This is a genomic window from Arthrobacter sp. YN (assembly GCF_002224285.1).
Taxonomy (GTDB): Bacteria; Actinomycetota; Actinomycetes; order Actinomycetales; family Micrococcaceae; genus Arthrobacter.
Genome location: NZ_CP022436.1, coordinates 2,971,115 through 2,986,473, shown reverse-complemented (window position 1 = coordinate 2,986,473; position 15,359 = coordinate 2,971,115). Strand labels below are relative to the sequence as shown.

16 protein-coding genes are annotated in these 15,359 nt (G+C 60.9%); 9 read left to right on the top strand and 7 right to left on the bottom strand.

All coding sequences use genetic code 11. The features are described 5' to 3' along the window. Positions 1–64 precede the first annotated feature (64 nt). The 3 genes from nrdF to CGK93_RS13470 all read left to right on the top strand — a co-directional run bounded on the left by nrdF (position 65) and on the right by CGK93_RS13470 (position 4,158). Positions 65–1,039 carry a class 1b ribonucleoside-diphosphate reductase subunit beta gene (nrdF, locus tag CGK93_RS13480; protein WP_011775019.1) on the top strand — a complete coding sequence of 325 codons (975 nt, stop codon included), beginning with the start codon at positions 65–67 and terminating at the stop codon, positions 1,037–1,039. Between the two features lie 378 nt (positions 1,040–1,417). Continuing rightward, entirely contained in the window at positions 1,418–2,413 is a 996-nt protein-coding gene (locus tag CGK93_RS13475; protein ID WP_089595274.1) for an SMODS domain-containing nucleotidyltransferase, read from the top strand. Further along, on the top strand, positions 2,410–4,158 hold the full coding sequence (locus CGK93_RS13470) for a ThiF family adenylyltransferase (RefSeq protein ID WP_089595273.1): 1,749 nt from the start codon (positions 2,410–2,412) through the stop codon (positions 4,156–4,158). The genes CGK93_RS13475 and CGK93_RS13470 overlap by 4 nt, the downstream gene beginning before the upstream one ends. Before the next feature lie 105 nt (positions 4,159–4,263). Here CGK93_RS13470 and CGK93_RS13465 read toward each other — a convergent pair whose 3' ends face one another. Together CGK93_RS13465 and CGK93_RS13460 are read right to left on the bottom strand one after the other, a co-directional pair. Continuing rightward, on the bottom strand, positions 4,264–5,163 hold the full coding sequence (locus tag CGK93_RS13465) for an SAVED domain-containing protein (protein WP_157731798.1): 900 nt from the start codon (positions 5,161–5,163) through the stop codon (positions 4,264–4,266). 275 nt (positions 5,164–5,438) lie between these two features. Next, a complete protein-coding gene (locus CGK93_RS13460) occupies positions 5,439–6,620 on the bottom strand; it encodes a PDDEXK nuclease domain-containing protein (protein WP_232481315.1) in 1,182 nt (393 codons plus the stop codon). A gap of 60 nt (positions 6,621–6,680) precedes the next feature. On the opposite strand from CGK93_RS13460, the gene CGK93_RS13455 reads away from it, so the two are divergent. Both CGK93_RS13455 and CGK93_RS13450 read left to right on the top strand, forming a co-directional pair. Beyond that, complete coding sequence (locus CGK93_RS13455) at positions 6,681–7,172, top strand: DNA alkylation repair protein (protein WP_089595271.1); 492 nt, start codon at positions 6,681–6,683, stop codon at positions 7,170–7,172. Positions 7,173–7,239: 67 nt separating this feature from the next. Further along, positions 7,240–8,742, top strand: coding sequence for an FAD-dependent oxidoreductase (locus CGK93_RS13450; protein ID WP_089595270.1), 1,503 nt, complete (start codon positions 7,240–7,242; stop codon positions 8,740–8,742). On the opposite strand, the gene CGK93_RS13445 is transcribed toward CGK93_RS13450, so the two are convergent. Then, entirely contained in the window at positions 8,739–9,710 is a 972-nt protein-coding gene (locus tag CGK93_RS13445) for a hypothetical protein (RefSeq protein WP_089595269.1), read from the bottom strand. The two genes, CGK93_RS13450 and CGK93_RS13445, sit on opposite strands and share 4 nt — an antisense overlap. 80 nt (positions 9,711–9,790) lie before the next feature. Between CGK93_RS13445 and CGK93_RS13440 the strand changes: the two genes are divergently transcribed. The 3 genes from CGK93_RS13440 to CGK93_RS13430 are packed head-to-tail and all read left to right on the top strand — an operon-like array spanning position 9,791 to position 11,857. Continuing rightward, entirely contained in the window at positions 9,791–10,276 is a 486-nt protein-coding gene (locus tag CGK93_RS13440; RefSeq protein ID WP_089595268.1) for a DedA family protein, read from the top strand. Between the two features lie 31 nt (positions 10,277–10,307). After that, the gene (locus CGK93_RS13435) at positions 10,308–11,111 is read left to right on the top strand and encodes a thioesterase family protein (protein WP_089595267.1); all 804 of its coding nucleotides are present in this window, start codon (positions 10,308–10,310) and stop codon (positions 11,109–11,111) included. Further along, positions 11,111–11,857 (top strand): lipoate--protein ligase family protein, encoded by a 747-nt coding sequence (locus CGK93_RS13430; protein ID WP_089595266.1) that lies wholly within the window; start codon positions 11,111–11,113, stop codon positions 11,855–11,857. The genes CGK93_RS13435 and CGK93_RS13430 overlap by 1 nt, the downstream gene beginning before the upstream one ends. A gap of 48 nt (positions 11,858–11,905) precedes the next feature. On the opposite strand, the gene CGK93_RS13425 is transcribed toward CGK93_RS13430, so the two are convergent. The 3 genes from CGK93_RS13425 to CGK93_RS13415 all read right to left on the bottom strand — a co-directional run bounded on the left by CGK93_RS13425 (position 11,906) and on the right by CGK93_RS13415 (position 14,026). After that, the gene (locus tag CGK93_RS13425) at positions 11,906–12,538 is read right to left on the bottom strand and encodes an MBL fold metallo-hydrolase (protein ID WP_089595265.1); all 633 of its coding nucleotides are present in this window, start codon (positions 12,536–12,538) and stop codon (positions 11,906–11,908) included. Next, positions 12,535–13,620 carry an S-(hydroxymethyl)mycothiol dehydrogenase gene (locus CGK93_RS13420; protein ID WP_089595264.1) on the bottom strand — a complete coding sequence of 362 codons (1,086 nt, stop codon included), beginning with the start codon at positions 13,618–13,620 and terminating at the stop codon, positions 12,535–12,537. The genes CGK93_RS13425 and CGK93_RS13420 overlap by 4 nt, the downstream gene beginning before the upstream one ends. 145 nt (positions 13,621–13,765) lie before the next feature. Then, the gene (locus CGK93_RS13415) at positions 13,766–14,026 is read right to left on the bottom strand and encodes a mycoredoxin (protein ID WP_024816868.1); all 261 of its coding nucleotides are present in this window, start codon (positions 14,024–14,026) and stop codon (positions 13,766–13,768) included. 167 nt (positions 14,027–14,193) lie between these two features. Here CGK93_RS13415 and CGK93_RS13410 point away from each other — a divergent pair, with 167 nt between their 5' ends. Beyond that, positions 14,194–14,940, top strand: a complete 747-nt coding sequence (locus CGK93_RS13410; RefSeq protein ID WP_232481657.1) for an SOS response-associated peptidase — start codon at positions 14,194–14,196, stop codon at positions 14,938–14,940. 2 nt (positions 14,941–14,942) lie between these two features. On the opposite strand, the gene CGK93_RS13405 is transcribed toward CGK93_RS13410, so the two are convergent. After that, positions 14,943–15,332, bottom strand: a complete 390-nt coding sequence (locus tag CGK93_RS13405) for a hypothetical protein (RefSeq protein WP_089595262.1) — start codon at positions 15,330–15,332, stop codon at positions 14,943–14,945. Positions 15,333–15,359: the final 27 nt, after the last annotated feature.

Here is a 15,359-nt window from a genome sequence, read left to right as displayed (position 1 = left end):
ACGGCGGGTTCCCACCCGCCGTCGTAGGCTTATCTCAAGAAAACCATCGCTTTAAGGGGATGAAATGACCGAAAAGGTCAAGCTGCTGACACACGTCGAGGCCATCAACTGGAACAAGATCCAGGACGACAAGGACGTGGAAGTCTGGAACCGCCTGGTCAACAACTTCTGGCTCCCGGAAAAGGTGCCGCTGTCCAACGACGTCCAGTCGTGGCACACCCTGACGCCGGATGAGCAGCAGCTCACCATGCGCGTTTTCACCGGCCTCACTCTCCTGGACACCATCCAGGGCACTGTTGGCGCCGTTTCGCTGATCCCTGACGCGATCACCCCGCACGAAGAAGCCGTGTACACCAACATCGCCTTCATGGAGTCGGTGCACGCCAAGTCCTACTCGTCCATCTTCTCCACCCTGTGCTCCACCAAGGAGATTGACGATGCCTTCCGCTGGTCCCTCGAAAACGAGAACCTGCAGAAGAAGGCCCAGATCGTCATGGACTACTACCAGGGCGACGATCCCCTGAAGCGCAAGGTTGCCTCCACTCTGCTGGAGAGCTTCCTGTTCTACTCGGGCTTCTACCTGCCCATGTACTGGTCCTCTCGCGCCAAGCTCACGAACACGGCCGACCTCATCCGCCTCATCATCCGCGACGAGGCCGTGCACGGTTACTACATCGGCTACAAGTTCCAGAAGGGCTTGGAGAAGGTTTCCGAGGCCCGCAAGCAGGAAATCAAGGACTATACCTTCGAGCTGCTCTTCGAGCTGTACGAAAACGAAGTCCAGTACACCCACGACCTCTATGACGGAGTCGGCCTTGCCGAGGACGTCAAGAAGTTCCTGCACTACAACGCCAACAAGGCCCTCATGAACCTCGGCTACGAGGCCATGTTCCCGGCGTCCGTCACCGACGTGAACCCGGCCATCCTGTCGGCCCTGTCCCCGAACGCGGACGAGAACCACGACTTCTTCTCCGGCTCGGGCTCCTCCTACGTGATTGGCAAGGCTGTCAACACGGAGGATGAGGACTGGGAGTTCTAAGCACTACTCGTTTTATTGAGGGCGGGCAGCGAGCAATCGCTGTCCGTGTGAGTTGACGACTTAGTTGGCACAACTGACGAGTTAGTTGGCGCCGTGACATAGAGATTGGCACGGTGCCAACTATCTTGGCCAACACGGATCGCTTGACCCTTCGCCTCTGGCGCCTGGGTCCACGGAGTGCTTCATCAGTGGTGCCGTGCCTTAGGCCTAATTGGGATATGAGATTCCAAACTAGTTGAGCCTGTTCCAAGTGGAACCAATTGTGTTCAACTTGGCCCTCCGCGCGAATTTCCTTCCGCACACGCCGGATCTTTCAACAGGAAGCCACCCGCGCACCAACCACTTACCAATGAGTACCCTCGTCGATGGAGAGATACCTTGCAGCTAGCCGGTCATTTCAACGTTCTCCTAAAAGACACCGTCAATCTTGGGCAGGTGAAGTTGGACCTCCTCGATCAACGGGTGAATGCGATCTACAAGGCCCTCAAAAACGACGCCGTAGTTGGCTCTCTTGTGTCCGGAAAGTCCCCCCAAGGTTCCTGGGCTCATCGTACGATCATCGAGCCGGTGGGAACTAACGAGTTCGATGCAGATTTTATGCTCAATATGAAGGAAAACCCCGATTGGGCCGACAATCCGGGTGCATACCTTGATCAGGTTTATGCTGCCATCCACCGCCACAGCATTTATGGAAACATGCCACACACGCGGAAATGCCGCTGCGTCCGGGTTGGGTACGCGAACTCGATGCACGTCGACATAGTCCCGCATCTGAAGTTGAGCGACGGTCGCGAAGTCATTGTGAACCGTGACGCAAATAATTGGGAACAGACACATCCACAGGGTTTTACAGATTGGATGCGGTCAAAGGACGCCATTGCCAACGGCAATCTCCGAAAAGTGATCCGCCTGATGAAGTATCTCCGCGATCACAAGAATTCCTTCACTGGGACGCGTTCCATTCTGCTGACCACGTTGCTTGGCTCCCAAGTATCAGAGGTCCGTGATTTGTTGGATCCCGGCTACTACGCGGACGTTCCGACTACCCTGCTCCATGTCGTTAACGATCTTGACGACTGGCTTCAGGCTCGCCCGGACAAACCGAGCATTGCTGATCCCTCGGGGTCGGGAGCCAGTTTCGATCACCGATGGACTCAGTCCACATACAGCTACTTCCGGGATCGCATCCATGCACATGCAGCGGAAATAGAAGCAGCCTACTTGGAAGTTGACAAGGAAAAGAGCGTCAAACTCTGGCAGGGGATTTTCGGCGAAGGCTTCAAAGCACCGGCAACCTTTACTAGCAGCGCAAAGTTTCCCACCGGGGCAACGGCTGCGGCGTCCTCCGTCTCTCGGTCGGGTCGGGCTGGATGACCAAGCGGCGGAGGCCGATCTTCTCATCATGGCAGCGACAGCTCCTCTCTGAGCTTAAGGACCTCAGTAAGAATCAGCCGGGGGAAATCCGCGTTGAAGGACAGCCTAAACTCGAAGCAGGAGGCGAAGCGGTGGTAGCCGTGGTGCTAAACACCAGCGGTCTGCTACAGGAGCCAGAGGGATTGCGACTCCGAAACGAGGAGGAATTTGTCATCCGCATCGGAGATTCCGCTCTGACACCACCCGTTGTTGACGTCAAGCATCTTCGATTTATCGGCTTTCCGCACGTCCTTCAAGGGCGCCGCCTATGCCTTTTCCTGGATCCGTCCCGAGAATGGTATCCGTCACTCGGCATGGCTGGGATGCTTAACCGTTTGTGGGGCTGGCTGGCAGACGCTGTGGGGGCGCGCTTTGACCCCAGAACGTCCATGTATCACGCCGTCGGTGGCGTACTGCACCAGTCTGTCGGGACACCAACGATAGTGGTCCGGGAAGGTGACGCTCTCGAAAGTCATCAGGTGGCACGCCTCGTCGAGCGGTCTTCCCACCGTTTGGATCTGACATTTTCGACCCACATGGTGGGCCTGAGAACGCCCGTGTTCAGGCTGGATTCGGCACTGCCTCTGGGAGCCTCGTCGTCCTTCGTTGATCTGCTTTATCTGATTGACAATCCATACCTCAGACGGGGCGATCTGAACGGCTCAGTCGGTGGAAAGAAATCGGATGCGTTTGTGAGTGCCCTAGCTGCTTGTGCACTGAGGAACCCTGGAGGATCTCCCCAGTACTTTGTCCTCTGCGTCCCTCACCCAGGCGGGGGAGCGCCCCATCTGCTAGGTGGACGCCTTCCCTCAGCTGCCGCCGAAGCCTTGAGGGAAGTTGCTCGAAATCAAGGCACAGCCATCACACTAGATACCACGAAGCTCAAGAACAGGATCGACGTCGAATGGTGCAAGATGTCTGACGAACGGCACGAAGTCACTACCCGCCGCGACCAGAGCCGACCCGTTAGTGGCTTTCTCGGCAAGTCTGTCCATGTATGGGGATGTGGCGGGCTCGGATCATGGATAGCGGAGTTCGTCGCGCGTGCTGGCGTAGCCCGCATAACGCTTTGCGACCCCGGTGTAATCACCGGAGGCCTCTTGGTCAGGCAAAACTACGCTGAGGGAGACATCGGTCTTACCAAGGCAGAAGCGCTGGCTGTCCGGGTCCAAGACATCCGGGACGATCTATCAGTCGATGTGGTGGCTGGAGCCATCCCGGAAAACTTCACGGACTGTCTGGCGGCAGACATCATCATTGACGCCACCGTGAGCAACGCGATCACACAGGTTCTCGATGTCATAGCTGCACATTCTGGATGCAAAGCGATTATTGCCCAGGTCGCAACCGATGCCGCCACAGGAACATTGGGACTCCTCAACGTCTGTGCACCGTCCTCGTCGCTGCAACCATCGACTGTAGATGATATGGCAGGGCAAGCGATAAAAGCGGATGCTGACCTAGAGATCTTCCACAAGCTCTGGCAGGAACCTGAGGACGGGGTCGAACTCATCCCGACCAGGGGATGCTCCGTCCCGACATTCCATGGGTCTGCGGCCGACCTCGCCTCAGTCGCGGCTGTTCTCACTAGTTTGCTGGGAAAGCACATGCAATCTGCAGCGACCCCGTCGGGGACGCACGTCATATCCTTGCCGCATGCCGGCAACAGCAGGCCACACGTCTTTTTGCCTCTTGGCGCTGCCTAGGAAAGACCGCAGTTACTACGGCCGAAACCCCGCCCTGACTTGAGCACGCCAGATTGCTGGCCGGTGGAAGCACTTTCGGCGGTTAGTGGCTTGGACGCACTACCGTTAGTCCCGGATTTCCGGTGTGGCTGAATATGTGCCTGTGTCGGTTCGTTGGTACACAACGAAACCGGGGTGAACGTCTCTCATACGGTGCTGCCCCATGCGAATTGCCGCGCTGGCGGGAACAGCGGCGATTACGTGGAGCCGCGTTGCCTGCGGCCATTGCGCTTCGACTTCGGCGAGCAGTAGTCGCCATGCTTGGGAGAACTCATCAAGGGCGTCCTCGCTACCTATGAGCCCCGGGGCGGGCCTTCCCGTCGCCGGGGACAGCGTCACTAGTGGTAGTGATGCAAGATCCTCGGGGAGGTCTCCATGCGAAATGGATCCAGATACGGACACCGCTGCCACGACTTCCGTTTCCGAGCCGGGTGAACTTTGCTTCAGCACTTGAAAGGTTGGGGACGTTCCGGTCGGCTTGGGCCAGCACCACACGTTCTGCTGACCCCCGCGGTGGCGGTCGAACAAACTTACGGACAGCTTGTCATCGAGTCTCGACCCCAAGTACACCAACAGGGGAATCGGTGCGAGAGGGAACAACGATACATGATCTACTCTGCCCTCCTCGCCTGTATGTTTAAGTTCTCGGATGGCGTCCCGGATCTGCTTCATACCCCGATCCCACACCCAGGGGTCCTGCTCATCGTCATCGAATTTGATGACGATGTGGACGGGTCGGCCATCGTTGACGTGAACAACCAGTCCAGCATCCACCATGGCTTCGGCGACCTCCCTTTCGGAGATAGCAGTGTTGGTTCCCCGGATCCGGCTTCTGGTCGTGACCACCATGGTTCTGCGTAGAACTTCAAAGTTCGTCGCCTTGGCTACACGCAGTTCATGTTCGGATTTCTTAGCCTCCAGCAGTTCCTGTGTGTAAAGGCCTTCATTGACTCTATCGTCGATCATCCTGTGACAGTCTGGACAAAGCAGCAGCAGATTGCCCTCCAGACTCCTTTCCTTCAAGGACAGGTCCGAAGAGCTTCTTGGGGACCCGTGGGTGGCAGTTGCACCTACGTTGTGGGCCATCTGGCCTGTCAATACTGTGTGAAAGAAGGAACGACTGTCCAAGACCGACCGTGCGCACAACGTGCACCGTCCTGCGGCGCGGGCCCAGACTTTCACCTGTGTTGTACTTGAAACTTGCTCACGAGCGATGAATGTCGTCGGCTTCCCGTTTTTAGTCACGTGGACATGCTAGTTCCCACGGCGGCTTCCTCCGAACGTCCAGGTTGCGGTTCATCCTCTTCCAAGGCAAACGGCGCTTGGGACTGCCCCCGGCCCTGCAACCGCGCGGCCTCACTTGCCAGCTCGGCCTCCAAAGTCTCGATACTCGGCAGGCTCGCCACCAATTCATCGGGCAAGGAGTCCGCGAGGGAGGTTTTCCACTCCGCGATGCCCACGGGGGCGTTGAACCCACGCAGTGCGTACTCGGCCACCACGCTGTTCTTCTCCTTGCACAGCAGCAATCCGATAGTCGGTTTGTCGTCCGGGTGCGCCATGAGGTCGTCCACTGCCGCCATGTACATGCCCAGCTGCCCCAGGAACCCGGGTTCAAACTTCACAGCCTTGAGTTCGACCACCATGTAGCAGCGCAACTTCAGGTGGTAGAAGAGGAGGTCTGCGAAGAACTCGTCGCCAGCGATTTCCAGACGCACCTGCTCACCTACAAAGGCGAAGCCTTGGCCCAGCTCCAACAGGAATTTCTCCACGTGTTTCACCAACTGCAGCTCCAGGTCCCGTTCGGTGTGCCGATCACTCATGGACAGAAAGTCGAAGACGTAGGGATCCTTGGTCGCCTGCTGCGCCAAGTCCGAATCGGCAGGGATCATCGTGGAGGCAAAGTTGGTGATGGCCTGCCCCGAGCGCTCGTGCAAGCGGGTTGAAATCTGGTGCGTCAACACGTTGCGGGACCAGCCGTGCTGGGCAGCCGCCGCTGCGTACCAGAGCCTCGTGGCGGCGTCGTCGAGCTTTTCCAGCAGTGCGATTTGGTGGTACCAAGGCAATGTTGCAAGCGGTGCTTGCAACATTGGGAAGTCGGGCCAAGCCTGGGCGAAGCTCTTCATGTACCGGAGGTTTCTGGGGGAGAAGCCTTTCGCTTCCGGAAACCGGGTCCTGATGTCGGCAGACAGGCGGGTGACCACTTTGGCACCCCAGCCTTGCTCGGATTCTCGTTCGGCGAGCTGCCGGCCGATGCTCCAGTAGGAAGTCAACAACTCGCTGTTGGCCGCTGCCATCGCCCGGGTCCTGCCAACGCGGACCTCCTGCGCCACAGTGTGAAGCAAGGTGGGGTACCAGTCGGGCATGGACGAAGCAGCGGGGACACCCGGAAATGATGCTTCGGTGGCGAGCTCTTGGGACGGCATGGTGCTCCTGTCGGTTGCTGTTGTCATCACGCTAGGGGGAGGCCCTGACAAAATAGTGAGGTGAGCGAAGCCGGTGAATTCATGGACCACACCCTGCAGATGGAATCCACGTGGGAGAAAGCTGCAGAAGCCAGTGAGCGTCTGGGCGGGGCCCTGAAGGTGTATGGCGCATCCGTGGGTGCCGTGCGGGGAACGGTGAGGGATACGCTCAAGCGCTACAAGAACCTGGACCATGACGACGTCACTGCCTTGAGTTCGGAACTGTGGGCTGAACCTGTGTTTGAACGGCGTCTCGCCGCAGTGGTTCTGCTGCAGACCAAAGCAGACATCCTGGTCAACACTGACCTGACGCGTATTGAAGGTTTCATCAGGCAAGCCGGGACCCGGGAGTTGGTGGATCCCCTGGCCTCAGACGTTGTGAGGCCGTTGGTGGCACGGCTGGAGGGACTCGCCAAGGAACGTGCCGAACGCGTCCTGGAGCGTTGGGCTGGAGATCCGGACCCCGGGCTTCGGCACGCTGCGGCTTTGGCGGCAGGCACCGCCACCCCTTGATAAGCACCAGCGACCCGCCTAGCGTTTCCCTCACCACATGCCATTGAGGTGAGAGGCAGGCTGATCGATGAAATCGCTCTGGTTGGACCGGGAGATGCGCTTCACCTCCGACCACATCCCTGGGGAAAAGCACTTCGACACCATAGTGGTAGGCGCCGGGCTCACTGGAATGGTGACGGCCTTGCTGTTGTCCCGGTCGGGCCAGCGCGTGGTGGTTTTCGAGGCCAGAACGCTGGGTGCCGTGACCACCGGCAACACCACAGGGAAATTGAGCCTCTTGCAAGGCGGTGTACTGTCCGCTTTGCGTGGCCAGTACCCCCTGAAAGTGGTGCAGGCCTACGTGGAGGCCAACAAATCCGGTCAGGCCTGGCTGACGCAGTACATGGAGCAGCAGGGCACCCCGTTCCAGCGCCGCACTGCGGTGACGTTCGCAACCACGGACGACGGCGGCCAGCGGCTCCGCAAAGAGGCTGCGGTTTCACGGGACGCAGGTTTGGACGTCCATTTCAGCCGCGATGCCGGCCTGCCGTTCCCCGTCGTGGAAGCGCTGGAACTCGAAAACCAAGTGCAGATCAACCCCATGGACGTGCTGGAAACCCTCGCCAGGGACCTCCGCGGGCATGGCGGAATGATCGTCGAGGATGTGCAGGTCCAGAACGTAGGTTCGGAGCAGCCCTTGGACGTCTCCACGGCCAAAGGCACCTTCACAGCGGACACCGTGGTCCTGGCTACGGGAACTCCGATCCTGGATCGCGGCCTGTACTTTGCCAAGCTTGAGCCCAACCGGTCCTACGCGGCTGCCTTGAAGGTACCTGGAGATATTCCGAAGGGGATGTATCTGTCCATCGATTCACCCACCCGGTCCCAGCGCACTCAACCCACTCCCGAGGGTGAATTACTCCTGGTGGGCGGCTACGGGCATTCGGGTGGCCGGGCCGCGTCGCCGCAGTCGCACCTGGATGACCTGCTCGGATGGGCAACGCAGCATTACCCTGGCGCGGAGGTCACCCACACCTGGTCTGCCCAGGACTACCAGGCCACCAACCTGATGCCCTTCTTTGGCAAACTTCCCCGCGGCCACGGACGGATCTTCTTCGGCACGGGCTATAACAAATGGGGGATGAGCAACGGGGTGGCGGCAGCGTTGTCCATCACCTCGGACATTCTGGGAGGCCAGTCCGATTGGGCCACCGTCATCCATCATCGCGTCACCTCACCGAAAGGCGCGGTTGAGGGTGTCCGGCACAATGCGGACGTTGCGGGCCGGATGATCGAGGACAAAGCCAAGGTCAGGAAGAACCCCGAGATCACCGACGAAACCCGCCCACCGGAGGGGACAGGCGTCGTCGGGTTGTACAAGGGTGAGCCAGCGGCCGTGTCCACTGTGGAAGGGACGGTCTGCAGAGTCTCTGCCACCTGCACGCACCTGGGTGGCCTCCTGAGCTGGAACGACGCCGAGAAGTCCTGGGATTGTCCGCTGCACGGCTCCCGCTTCACACCAGAGGGCAAGTACTTGGAGGGGCCCGCCACCCGTCCCCTGGAAAAGTCCGTCGGTAAGAAAGAGAACTAGCCCAGCCGGTCCACGCGCCGCTGGGCTTGGTCTGCAGCGCGTCGTTTTTGGGCAGCCTCCCTGACTGAACGTTTCTTCAGGGATTCCGCCGCCTCAGTGTCCCTGGTCAGGCCAATAAGTTCCGCTTCCAGCGAGGACAGGCGCTTTTTGGCGTCCTCAATGTCGGACTTGAGGCGTGTTCGGCGTGCTGAGAGTTCGTTGACGACATCCCAGGCTGAGGATGCCGTCGCTTCGGCCTCCGCGGCCTCCTGGTCTGCGGCATCGAACTCTTCTTGAGCTACCTTCAACGCTGCCCGTTGCTTGGCGGCCCGGCGATCCGCCAACGACGTAGCCTCTTCTTCCGGTGGCTTCTTCTTCGGTGCCGCGGCTTTGGGAAGGGACTCCTCTTTGGTTCGGGACGCAGCCTCCTTCTTTGGCGCCGGCTTCGCGGCGACCTCCTGTTCGGGGACATCAAGGTCCCCGGGTGCGGCCGCAGCAACTGCACCTGTGAGGTCCACTGCTTCGAAGCCGCTGCCGCTGAGCCCCCGTACCAGCCGGCCTGTGCCGACGGCGGCAGCCGCGCCGGCGTCGGCCATGGCTGCACGGAGTGTTTGTTCCACGTCGGCTGCAGCCGCTGCACTGAGGGGTGTCCCCAGGTCGGTGGCAAGATCCTTTGCGGCATGCACGGCCGAAGTCAGGTGCCCTTGCCGCTGCTGTCCGAGCTCACGAAACGCTTCCGCGTCACCCTCCTCCTGGGCGGTTCTGAGGGCAACGCCGAAACGCACGACGCCGTCAATCACCTCAGGCTTGTGAACGGACAGCATGTTGATGGCCCAGGCACCGGCCGCCGGTTTGGGCAGGCCTGCGATCTCCTTGGCCAGGTCCTTTTCTCCGTCTTCCTTGGCTTTGCGGGCCAAGGCAGTTCGTTCGGTAGTGAAGTCACGGGGCGGCACGGCGTACAGCTCTTGGGCGGCATCGCGGAGATCCATGGACTCATCCTAGGGTTTGCTTCGCCCGGGCCGCGGGATCGAATCCTCAATGAGTCGCTGCTTAGGGTAGCCTAAGTCGAGTGGATCAGATCATGAGCTTGCCCTTCGGCGTCGCCCTCGCGGCGCTCTTTGCGATTGTCATGATCCGGGTCAACGTCACGTACTGGATCGGACGGGGTGCCGTGGCCGGTTTCGCCCACACCCGCTTCGGCAGAGCCCTGGAGCGTCCCAAAGCAGCCCGTGCCCAAGTCCTCATCCAGCGGTGGGGACCGTACGCCGTCGTACTTTCCTTCCTGACCATTGGCCTGCAGACGGCCATCAACCTTGCAGCAGGTGCAGCCCGCATGCCGCTTCGCAGATACCTGCCCGCAGCAATTGCCGGTTCGCTCATGTGGGCGTTGCTGTATGCCACCATCGGGCTGGCAGCCTTGGAGGCCTGGCTGGCGGTTGCGGCGGCATCGCCTGTGGGGGCCGGGCTGGGGGTTGTGGTAATGGCCGCCGTCATCGTCTGGATAGTGGTCCGCAGGCGTCGTTCGGCGGCCAAATCAGCGGATACAGTGGTCTGAGTTCTACTGCTGGATCGGCGAAAGGCTCGGGTTGACTACTGCATTACCGGAACTGGCGGATGGCGATTTTTATTACGAATCGTTGGGCCAGGGCCGTTACAGGTCCACCATCCATGCCCAAGGTGCGTGGAATCCGCATGAGCAACATATGGCCCCGGCGTCGGGCATCATGGCAGACGCCCTTGCCAGGCATGAGCCCCGGGACGATGTCCGCATGGCGCGGCTCAGCTATGAAATCCTGGGGCTGATTCCCGGCGGCGAGTTCCAGGTCACCACCTCAACGTTGAGGCCGGGCCGGACCATCGAGCTCATCCAAGCCGAGCTCTCCGCTGGAGGCCGTGTAGCCATCCGTGCCGCTGCGTGGCGCATGGTGACCAGCGATACCAGCGCCGTAGCAGCAGTTGAGGACGAGCCCATGCCGGCCCCCGACGAATGCAAGCCGTGGGAGGGTGCAAGTGTGTGGCCAGGTGGCTACATCCGTTCCCTGGAAATGCGCCTGGCGGAGGGCCACCGGCCTGGATCAGGCAAAGTGTGGATCCGCACCTCGCATCCTCTGACCGACCGCGACGACAGTTCGGATCTTGCACGGTTGATGGGTCTGGTGGATACCGCCAATGGCATCGCCGCCAGGGTCCCTCCCGGCGAAAACAGCTACATTTTTCCCAACGTTGACCTCCAGATCCACATGTACCGGGCGCCGTCCGGTGAATGGCTGGGCCTGGACAACAAAGTCTCGTTCGGAGCCGACGGCATTGGCCTGACTTCCACGGTGCTCCACGACATCAATGGGCCGTTCGGCAGGGCCGAACAGATCCTGACGTTGAGGAAGAGCTGATGCGGGCCGAAGCAGCCACGGCGCAGCTCACTGCTTATCGCCAGCTGGAATCCATGGGTGCTGCCAAAGACCTGGATTTTGCTTTGGAGCTGTTGCAGCGAGCCCGCAATGGGCAGTTGGGCCCTTCGCTTCGCCTGTACCGTCCCCAGCCAACTGTGGCGTTCGGACAACGGGATGCGAACCTCCCTGGCTTTCCCGCAGCGGCGGAAGCCTGCAGGAAGCTGGGGTTCGAACCCCTGATCCGGAAAGCCGGCGGACGCGCGGCTGCCTATCACCAGGGGACGTTGGTCATTGACCACATTGAGCCGCATCCGGACGCGATCGTGCGTGCCAAGGCCCGGTTTTCGGAGTTCGGTGAGCTGCTGGCCGGCGCGCTTCGAAGCGTTGGTGTCCACGCCGCCGTCGGCGAGATCCCTGGGGAGTACTGCCCTGGTGAATTCAGCGTCCACGGCGAGGACCCTGACTTTCCGGCCCACAGCATCAAACTGATCGGCACCGCCCAGCGGGTAGTCTCCGGGGGCTGGCTCTTCAGCTCCGTGATTGTGGTGGAAAACTCCAAGCCCATCCGTGACGTCCTGACGGCCAGCTACGCGGCGTTGGGCCTTGACTGGGATCCTGCAACCGCCGGCGCCGCCAACGACCTGCTGCCGCACCTGGATGTCCAGACCGTGGAGGATGCCGTCATCGAGGCCTACCGCGGGTACGCGGACGTCGTCGACGGCGACTTCCGGGGTCTGCTGGGCTAGGGACGCAAGTCCCTGGCCCTCCAAACCCCGGAGGCTAGCTCGCCTGCGTCAGTGCCCTCGGGCGATCCATTCGTCAAGGTGCGGCTTTTCCGCTCCGATGGTGGTGGAGTCCCCGTGTCCGGTGCGGACCACTGTCTCTTCCGGCAAGCTCAGCAGTTTGGTCCGGATGGACTCGATGATGGTGGGGAAGTCGCTGTAGGAGCGGCCCGTCGCACCGGGCCCGCCCTGGAAGAGCGTGTCTCCGCTGAAGAGCGTCCCCTCGCTGGGCAAATGGAAGGAAACGGATCCCGGTGAGTGCCCGGGCGTGTGGACGGCCTTCAAGCTGGCTCCGGCAACGGTGAACTGGTCGCCGTCCGCAATTGCGACATCGGGGTCAACGTCCGGGAACACTGCCCGCCACAGCATCCAGTCGTCTTGGTGCAGGTGGATGGGTGCTTTGGCGAGATCCGCGAATTCACCGGCTGAGCGGATGTGGTCGTCGTGGCCATGGGTCAGCAGGATGGCTTTGACGGTGCGGCCGTTGACTGCCTGCAGGATGGCGTCAGGGTTGTGGGCGGGGTCGATGACGAGGCATTCGGAGTCGTCCCCGACAATCCAGATATTGTTGTCGACGTCCCAGGTGCCGCCGTCGAGCGAAAACGTGCCTGACGTGACCACGTGGTCAATGGTGAGGGTGCTCATAGTTCAACCACCGATCGGAGGACGGCGCCGTGGTGCATTTTGTCGAATGCTTCTTCCACCTGGTCGATAGTGATGCGTTCGGTGACGAAGGCATCGAGGTCCAGCTTGCCCTGCTTGTAAAGGTCCACCAGCATGGGGAAGTCCCGGGAAGGAAGGCAGTCGCCGTACCAGGATGATTTGAGTGATCCGCCGCGGCCGAACACGTCCAGAAGCGGCAGTTCCAGGGTCATCTCCGGTGTGGGGACGCCTACCAGGACTACTGTTCCTGCGAGGTCGCGGGCGTAGAAGGCCTGCTTGTAGGTTTCAGGACGGCCGACGGCGTCAATCACCACGTCTGCGCCGAAGCCGCCTGTCAGGGCACGGATCTCTTCGACGGGGTCACCCTTGGAGGAATCCACGGTGTGGGTTGCGCCGAGGTCCTTGGCACGCTCGAGCTTCTTCGCGTCGATGTCCACGGCGATGATGGTGGTGGCGCCTGCGAGCGCGGCACCGGCGATGGCTGCTACGCCCACTCCGCCGCAGCCAATGACGGCAACCGAGTCGCCGCGCTTTACGCCGCCGGTGTTCAGTGCCGCGCCCAAACCTGCCATGACGCCGCAGCCGAGCAGCCCGACGGCGGCGGCATCGGCGTCGGGGTCTACCTTGGTGCACTGGCCGGCAGCGACCAGGGTTTTTTCAATGAACGCACCGATGCCCAAGGCAGGTGAGAGTTCCGTGCCGTCTTCGAGGGTCATTTTCTGGGTGGCGTTGTGGGTGTTGAAGCAGTACTGGGCCTGGCCGCGGTTGCAGGCCCGGCAGTTGCCGCAGACTGCCCGCCAGTTGAGGACCACGCGGTCGCCGGGGGCTACGTCGGTGACGTCGGGGCCTACTGCGCTGACTACGCCGGTGGCTTCGTGGCCGAGCAGGAACGGGAAGTCGTCGCTGATGCCACCGAGTTTGTAGTGGAGGTCGGTGTGGCAGACGCCGCTGGTGAGGATGTCCACCAGGGCTTCGCCGGGACCGGGCTCGGGAACCAGGATGGTTTCCAGGGTTGCGGGTGCGCCTTTGGATCGGACGACGACACCTTTGACTGCGTGGACCATGGAGATGTTCCTTTCGGGCTCGCGGAGAGCAGGCTTTAAATACAGCAGGGCCCGCTACGGATTCCCAATCTGTCTATCACAGGTGGCAGACAGCGTGTGGATTGTTCCGTGCGGGCCCTGGAGCGGTTACGCGTAGAGCCAGCGGTTAGGCGGCGACCAGGCGCTTTTCAACCTCGGAAGCGGAGGGGTTGGTTGCTGCGGTTCCGTCGGGGAAGAGGACGGTGGGGACGGTGCGGTTGCCTCCGTTGAGCTGCTCGACGAGTTCGGCAGTGCCATCCACTTCTTCGATGTTGATCTCGGTGTAGCCGATGCCCTTGGCATCCAGCTGCTTCTTCAGGCGGTTGCAGTAACCGCACCAGGTGGTCGAGAACATGGTGATGGTGCCGGAGTCGGGAGTGAAGTCCACAGAGCTCTCCTCGGTAGTGGTGGTTTGCACGGATGATTCGTCGTTATCAACGGTAACCTGCCCCCTGATAATTCCCGTGCGGCCGGGAAGCCGGGTTACGTCACACGCGTGCGCTGGTGCGATGTGGGAGGAGAGGGCAGACTGTTGGCATGTGTGGACGTTATGTAATGGCCCGTGCGGTGGGGGACCTGCTTGCCGATTTCGACGCCGAGCTGGAGAACGAGATCGCCCTTGAGAAGTCGTGGAATGTGGCACCCACCGATGCTGTTCCAATCGTGTTGGAGCGGCTTGTCGATGACAACCTGAAGCGGCAGCTCCATGTTGCCAAGTGGGGACTGGTGCCATCGTGGGCCAAGGATCCCAAGGGGGGCGCCCGGTTGATCAATGCCCGCAGCGAGACCCTCTTGGAGAAGCCTTCCTTCAAGAAGGCTGCTGTTGCCCGGCGTTGCGCAGTTCCGGCCGATGGCTACTACGAGTGGAAAAAGGGCGAGGGAAAGAACAAGCAACCCTATTACGTACACCCGGGAGACGGCCAGGGCCTGGTCTTTGCCGGTTTGTATGAGTGGTGGCGGGACCAGTCGGCGGCCGATGACGATCCCGGGCGCTGGCTGCTGTCCATGTCCATCCTGACGGCGGATACCCCTACCGCTGAGTCTGCCCGGACGCGTCGCAGTGCTTCGGTGTTTGACGAGCTCACTGCCCTCCATGACCGGGTTCCGCTCCCTATGGACACGGAGACCATGGAAGCCTGGTTGGATCCGCGGGAGAAGGACGCTGCGGGACTGGTGGAGATGGTCCGTGCCAAGGCGCACGACGCTGCCTCCGGGTGGACGTTGGATCCCGTGGGCAGTGCCGTGGGGAATGTCCGCAATAATTCACCGGAGCTCATTGAGCCGGTGGAAGGCCTCTTCTGACGTCAGAGTGCTTCTGTTACCGGGACCCCGGACTGGAAGTCGCGGCCGTCCGCTTCGCTGAAGCCCGTCATCACATGGCCTTTGCTGAGCCCGTGGATGGCCGACATTGGGAAGTTCCCGGTGATGACGTTGCCGGAGTGCTCTACGCCCTTGATGTCGTAGTTTTCCTCGGCGCTCAGGGAGTGGTTGAAGGAGTAGAAGGAGATAGCCTCTCCGTTCATGAATTCGATGCCGAGCCTGCGCTGTGAGGAGTAATCCTCACTGGCAGCAACAAGGCCCACGACGTAAGCGCCGGAGCCTGGTATGTTCCCATCGATTTCAAACCTTGCCACCAGGTTGTCGTCCGATGCCGTGATGTTGACCTGCTTCAGGAGTGCGTCATTGGTACTCATGCCACAATCCTGCTCTGTGGACCCGCT

Bases quoted from the DNA above. Each gene is read 5' to 3' on its own strand.
- CGK93_RS13450 (WP_089595270.1), top strand. From the start codon at position 7,240: ATGAAATCGCTCTGGTTGGACCGGGAGATGCGCTTCACCTCCGACCAC.
- CGK93_RS13425 (WP_089595265.1), bottom strand. From the start codon at position 12,538: ATGAGCACCCTCACCATTGACCACGTGGTCACGTCAGGCACGTTTTCG.
- CGK93_RS13405 (WP_089595262.1), bottom strand. From the start codon at position 15,332: ATGAGTACCAATGACGCACTCCTGAAGCAGGTCAACATCACGGCATCG.
- nrdF (WP_011775019.1), top strand. From the start codon at position 65: ATGACCGAAAAGGTCAAGCTGCTGACACACGTCGAGGCCATCAACTGG.
- CGK93_RS13420 (WP_089595264.1), bottom strand. From the start codon at position 13,620: ATGGTCCACGCAGTCAAAGGTGTCGTCGTCCGATCCAAAGGCGCACCC.
- CGK93_RS13465 (WP_157731798.1), bottom strand. From the start codon at position 5,163: ATGATCGACGATAGAGTCAATGAAGGCCTTTACACACAGGAACTGCTG.
- CGK93_RS13460 (WP_232481315.1), bottom strand. From the start codon at position 6,620: ATGCCGTCCCAAGAGCTCGCCACCGAAGCATCATTTCCGGGTGTCCCC.
- CGK93_RS13470 (WP_089595273.1), top strand. From the start codon at position 2,410: ATGACCAAGCGGCGGAGGCCGATCTTCTCATCATGGCAGCGACAGCTC.
- CGK93_RS13410 (WP_232481657.1), top strand. From the start codon at position 14,194: ATGGCCCGTGCGGTGGGGGACCTGCTTGCCGATTTCGACGCCGAGCTG.
- CGK93_RS13430 (WP_089595266.1), top strand. From the start codon at position 11,111: ATGCGGGCCGAAGCAGCCACGGCGCAGCTCACTGCTTATCGCCAGCTG.
- CGK93_RS13445 (WP_089595269.1), bottom strand. From the start codon at position 9,710: ATGGATCTCCGCGATGCCGCCCAAGAGCTGTACGCCGTGCCGCCCCGT.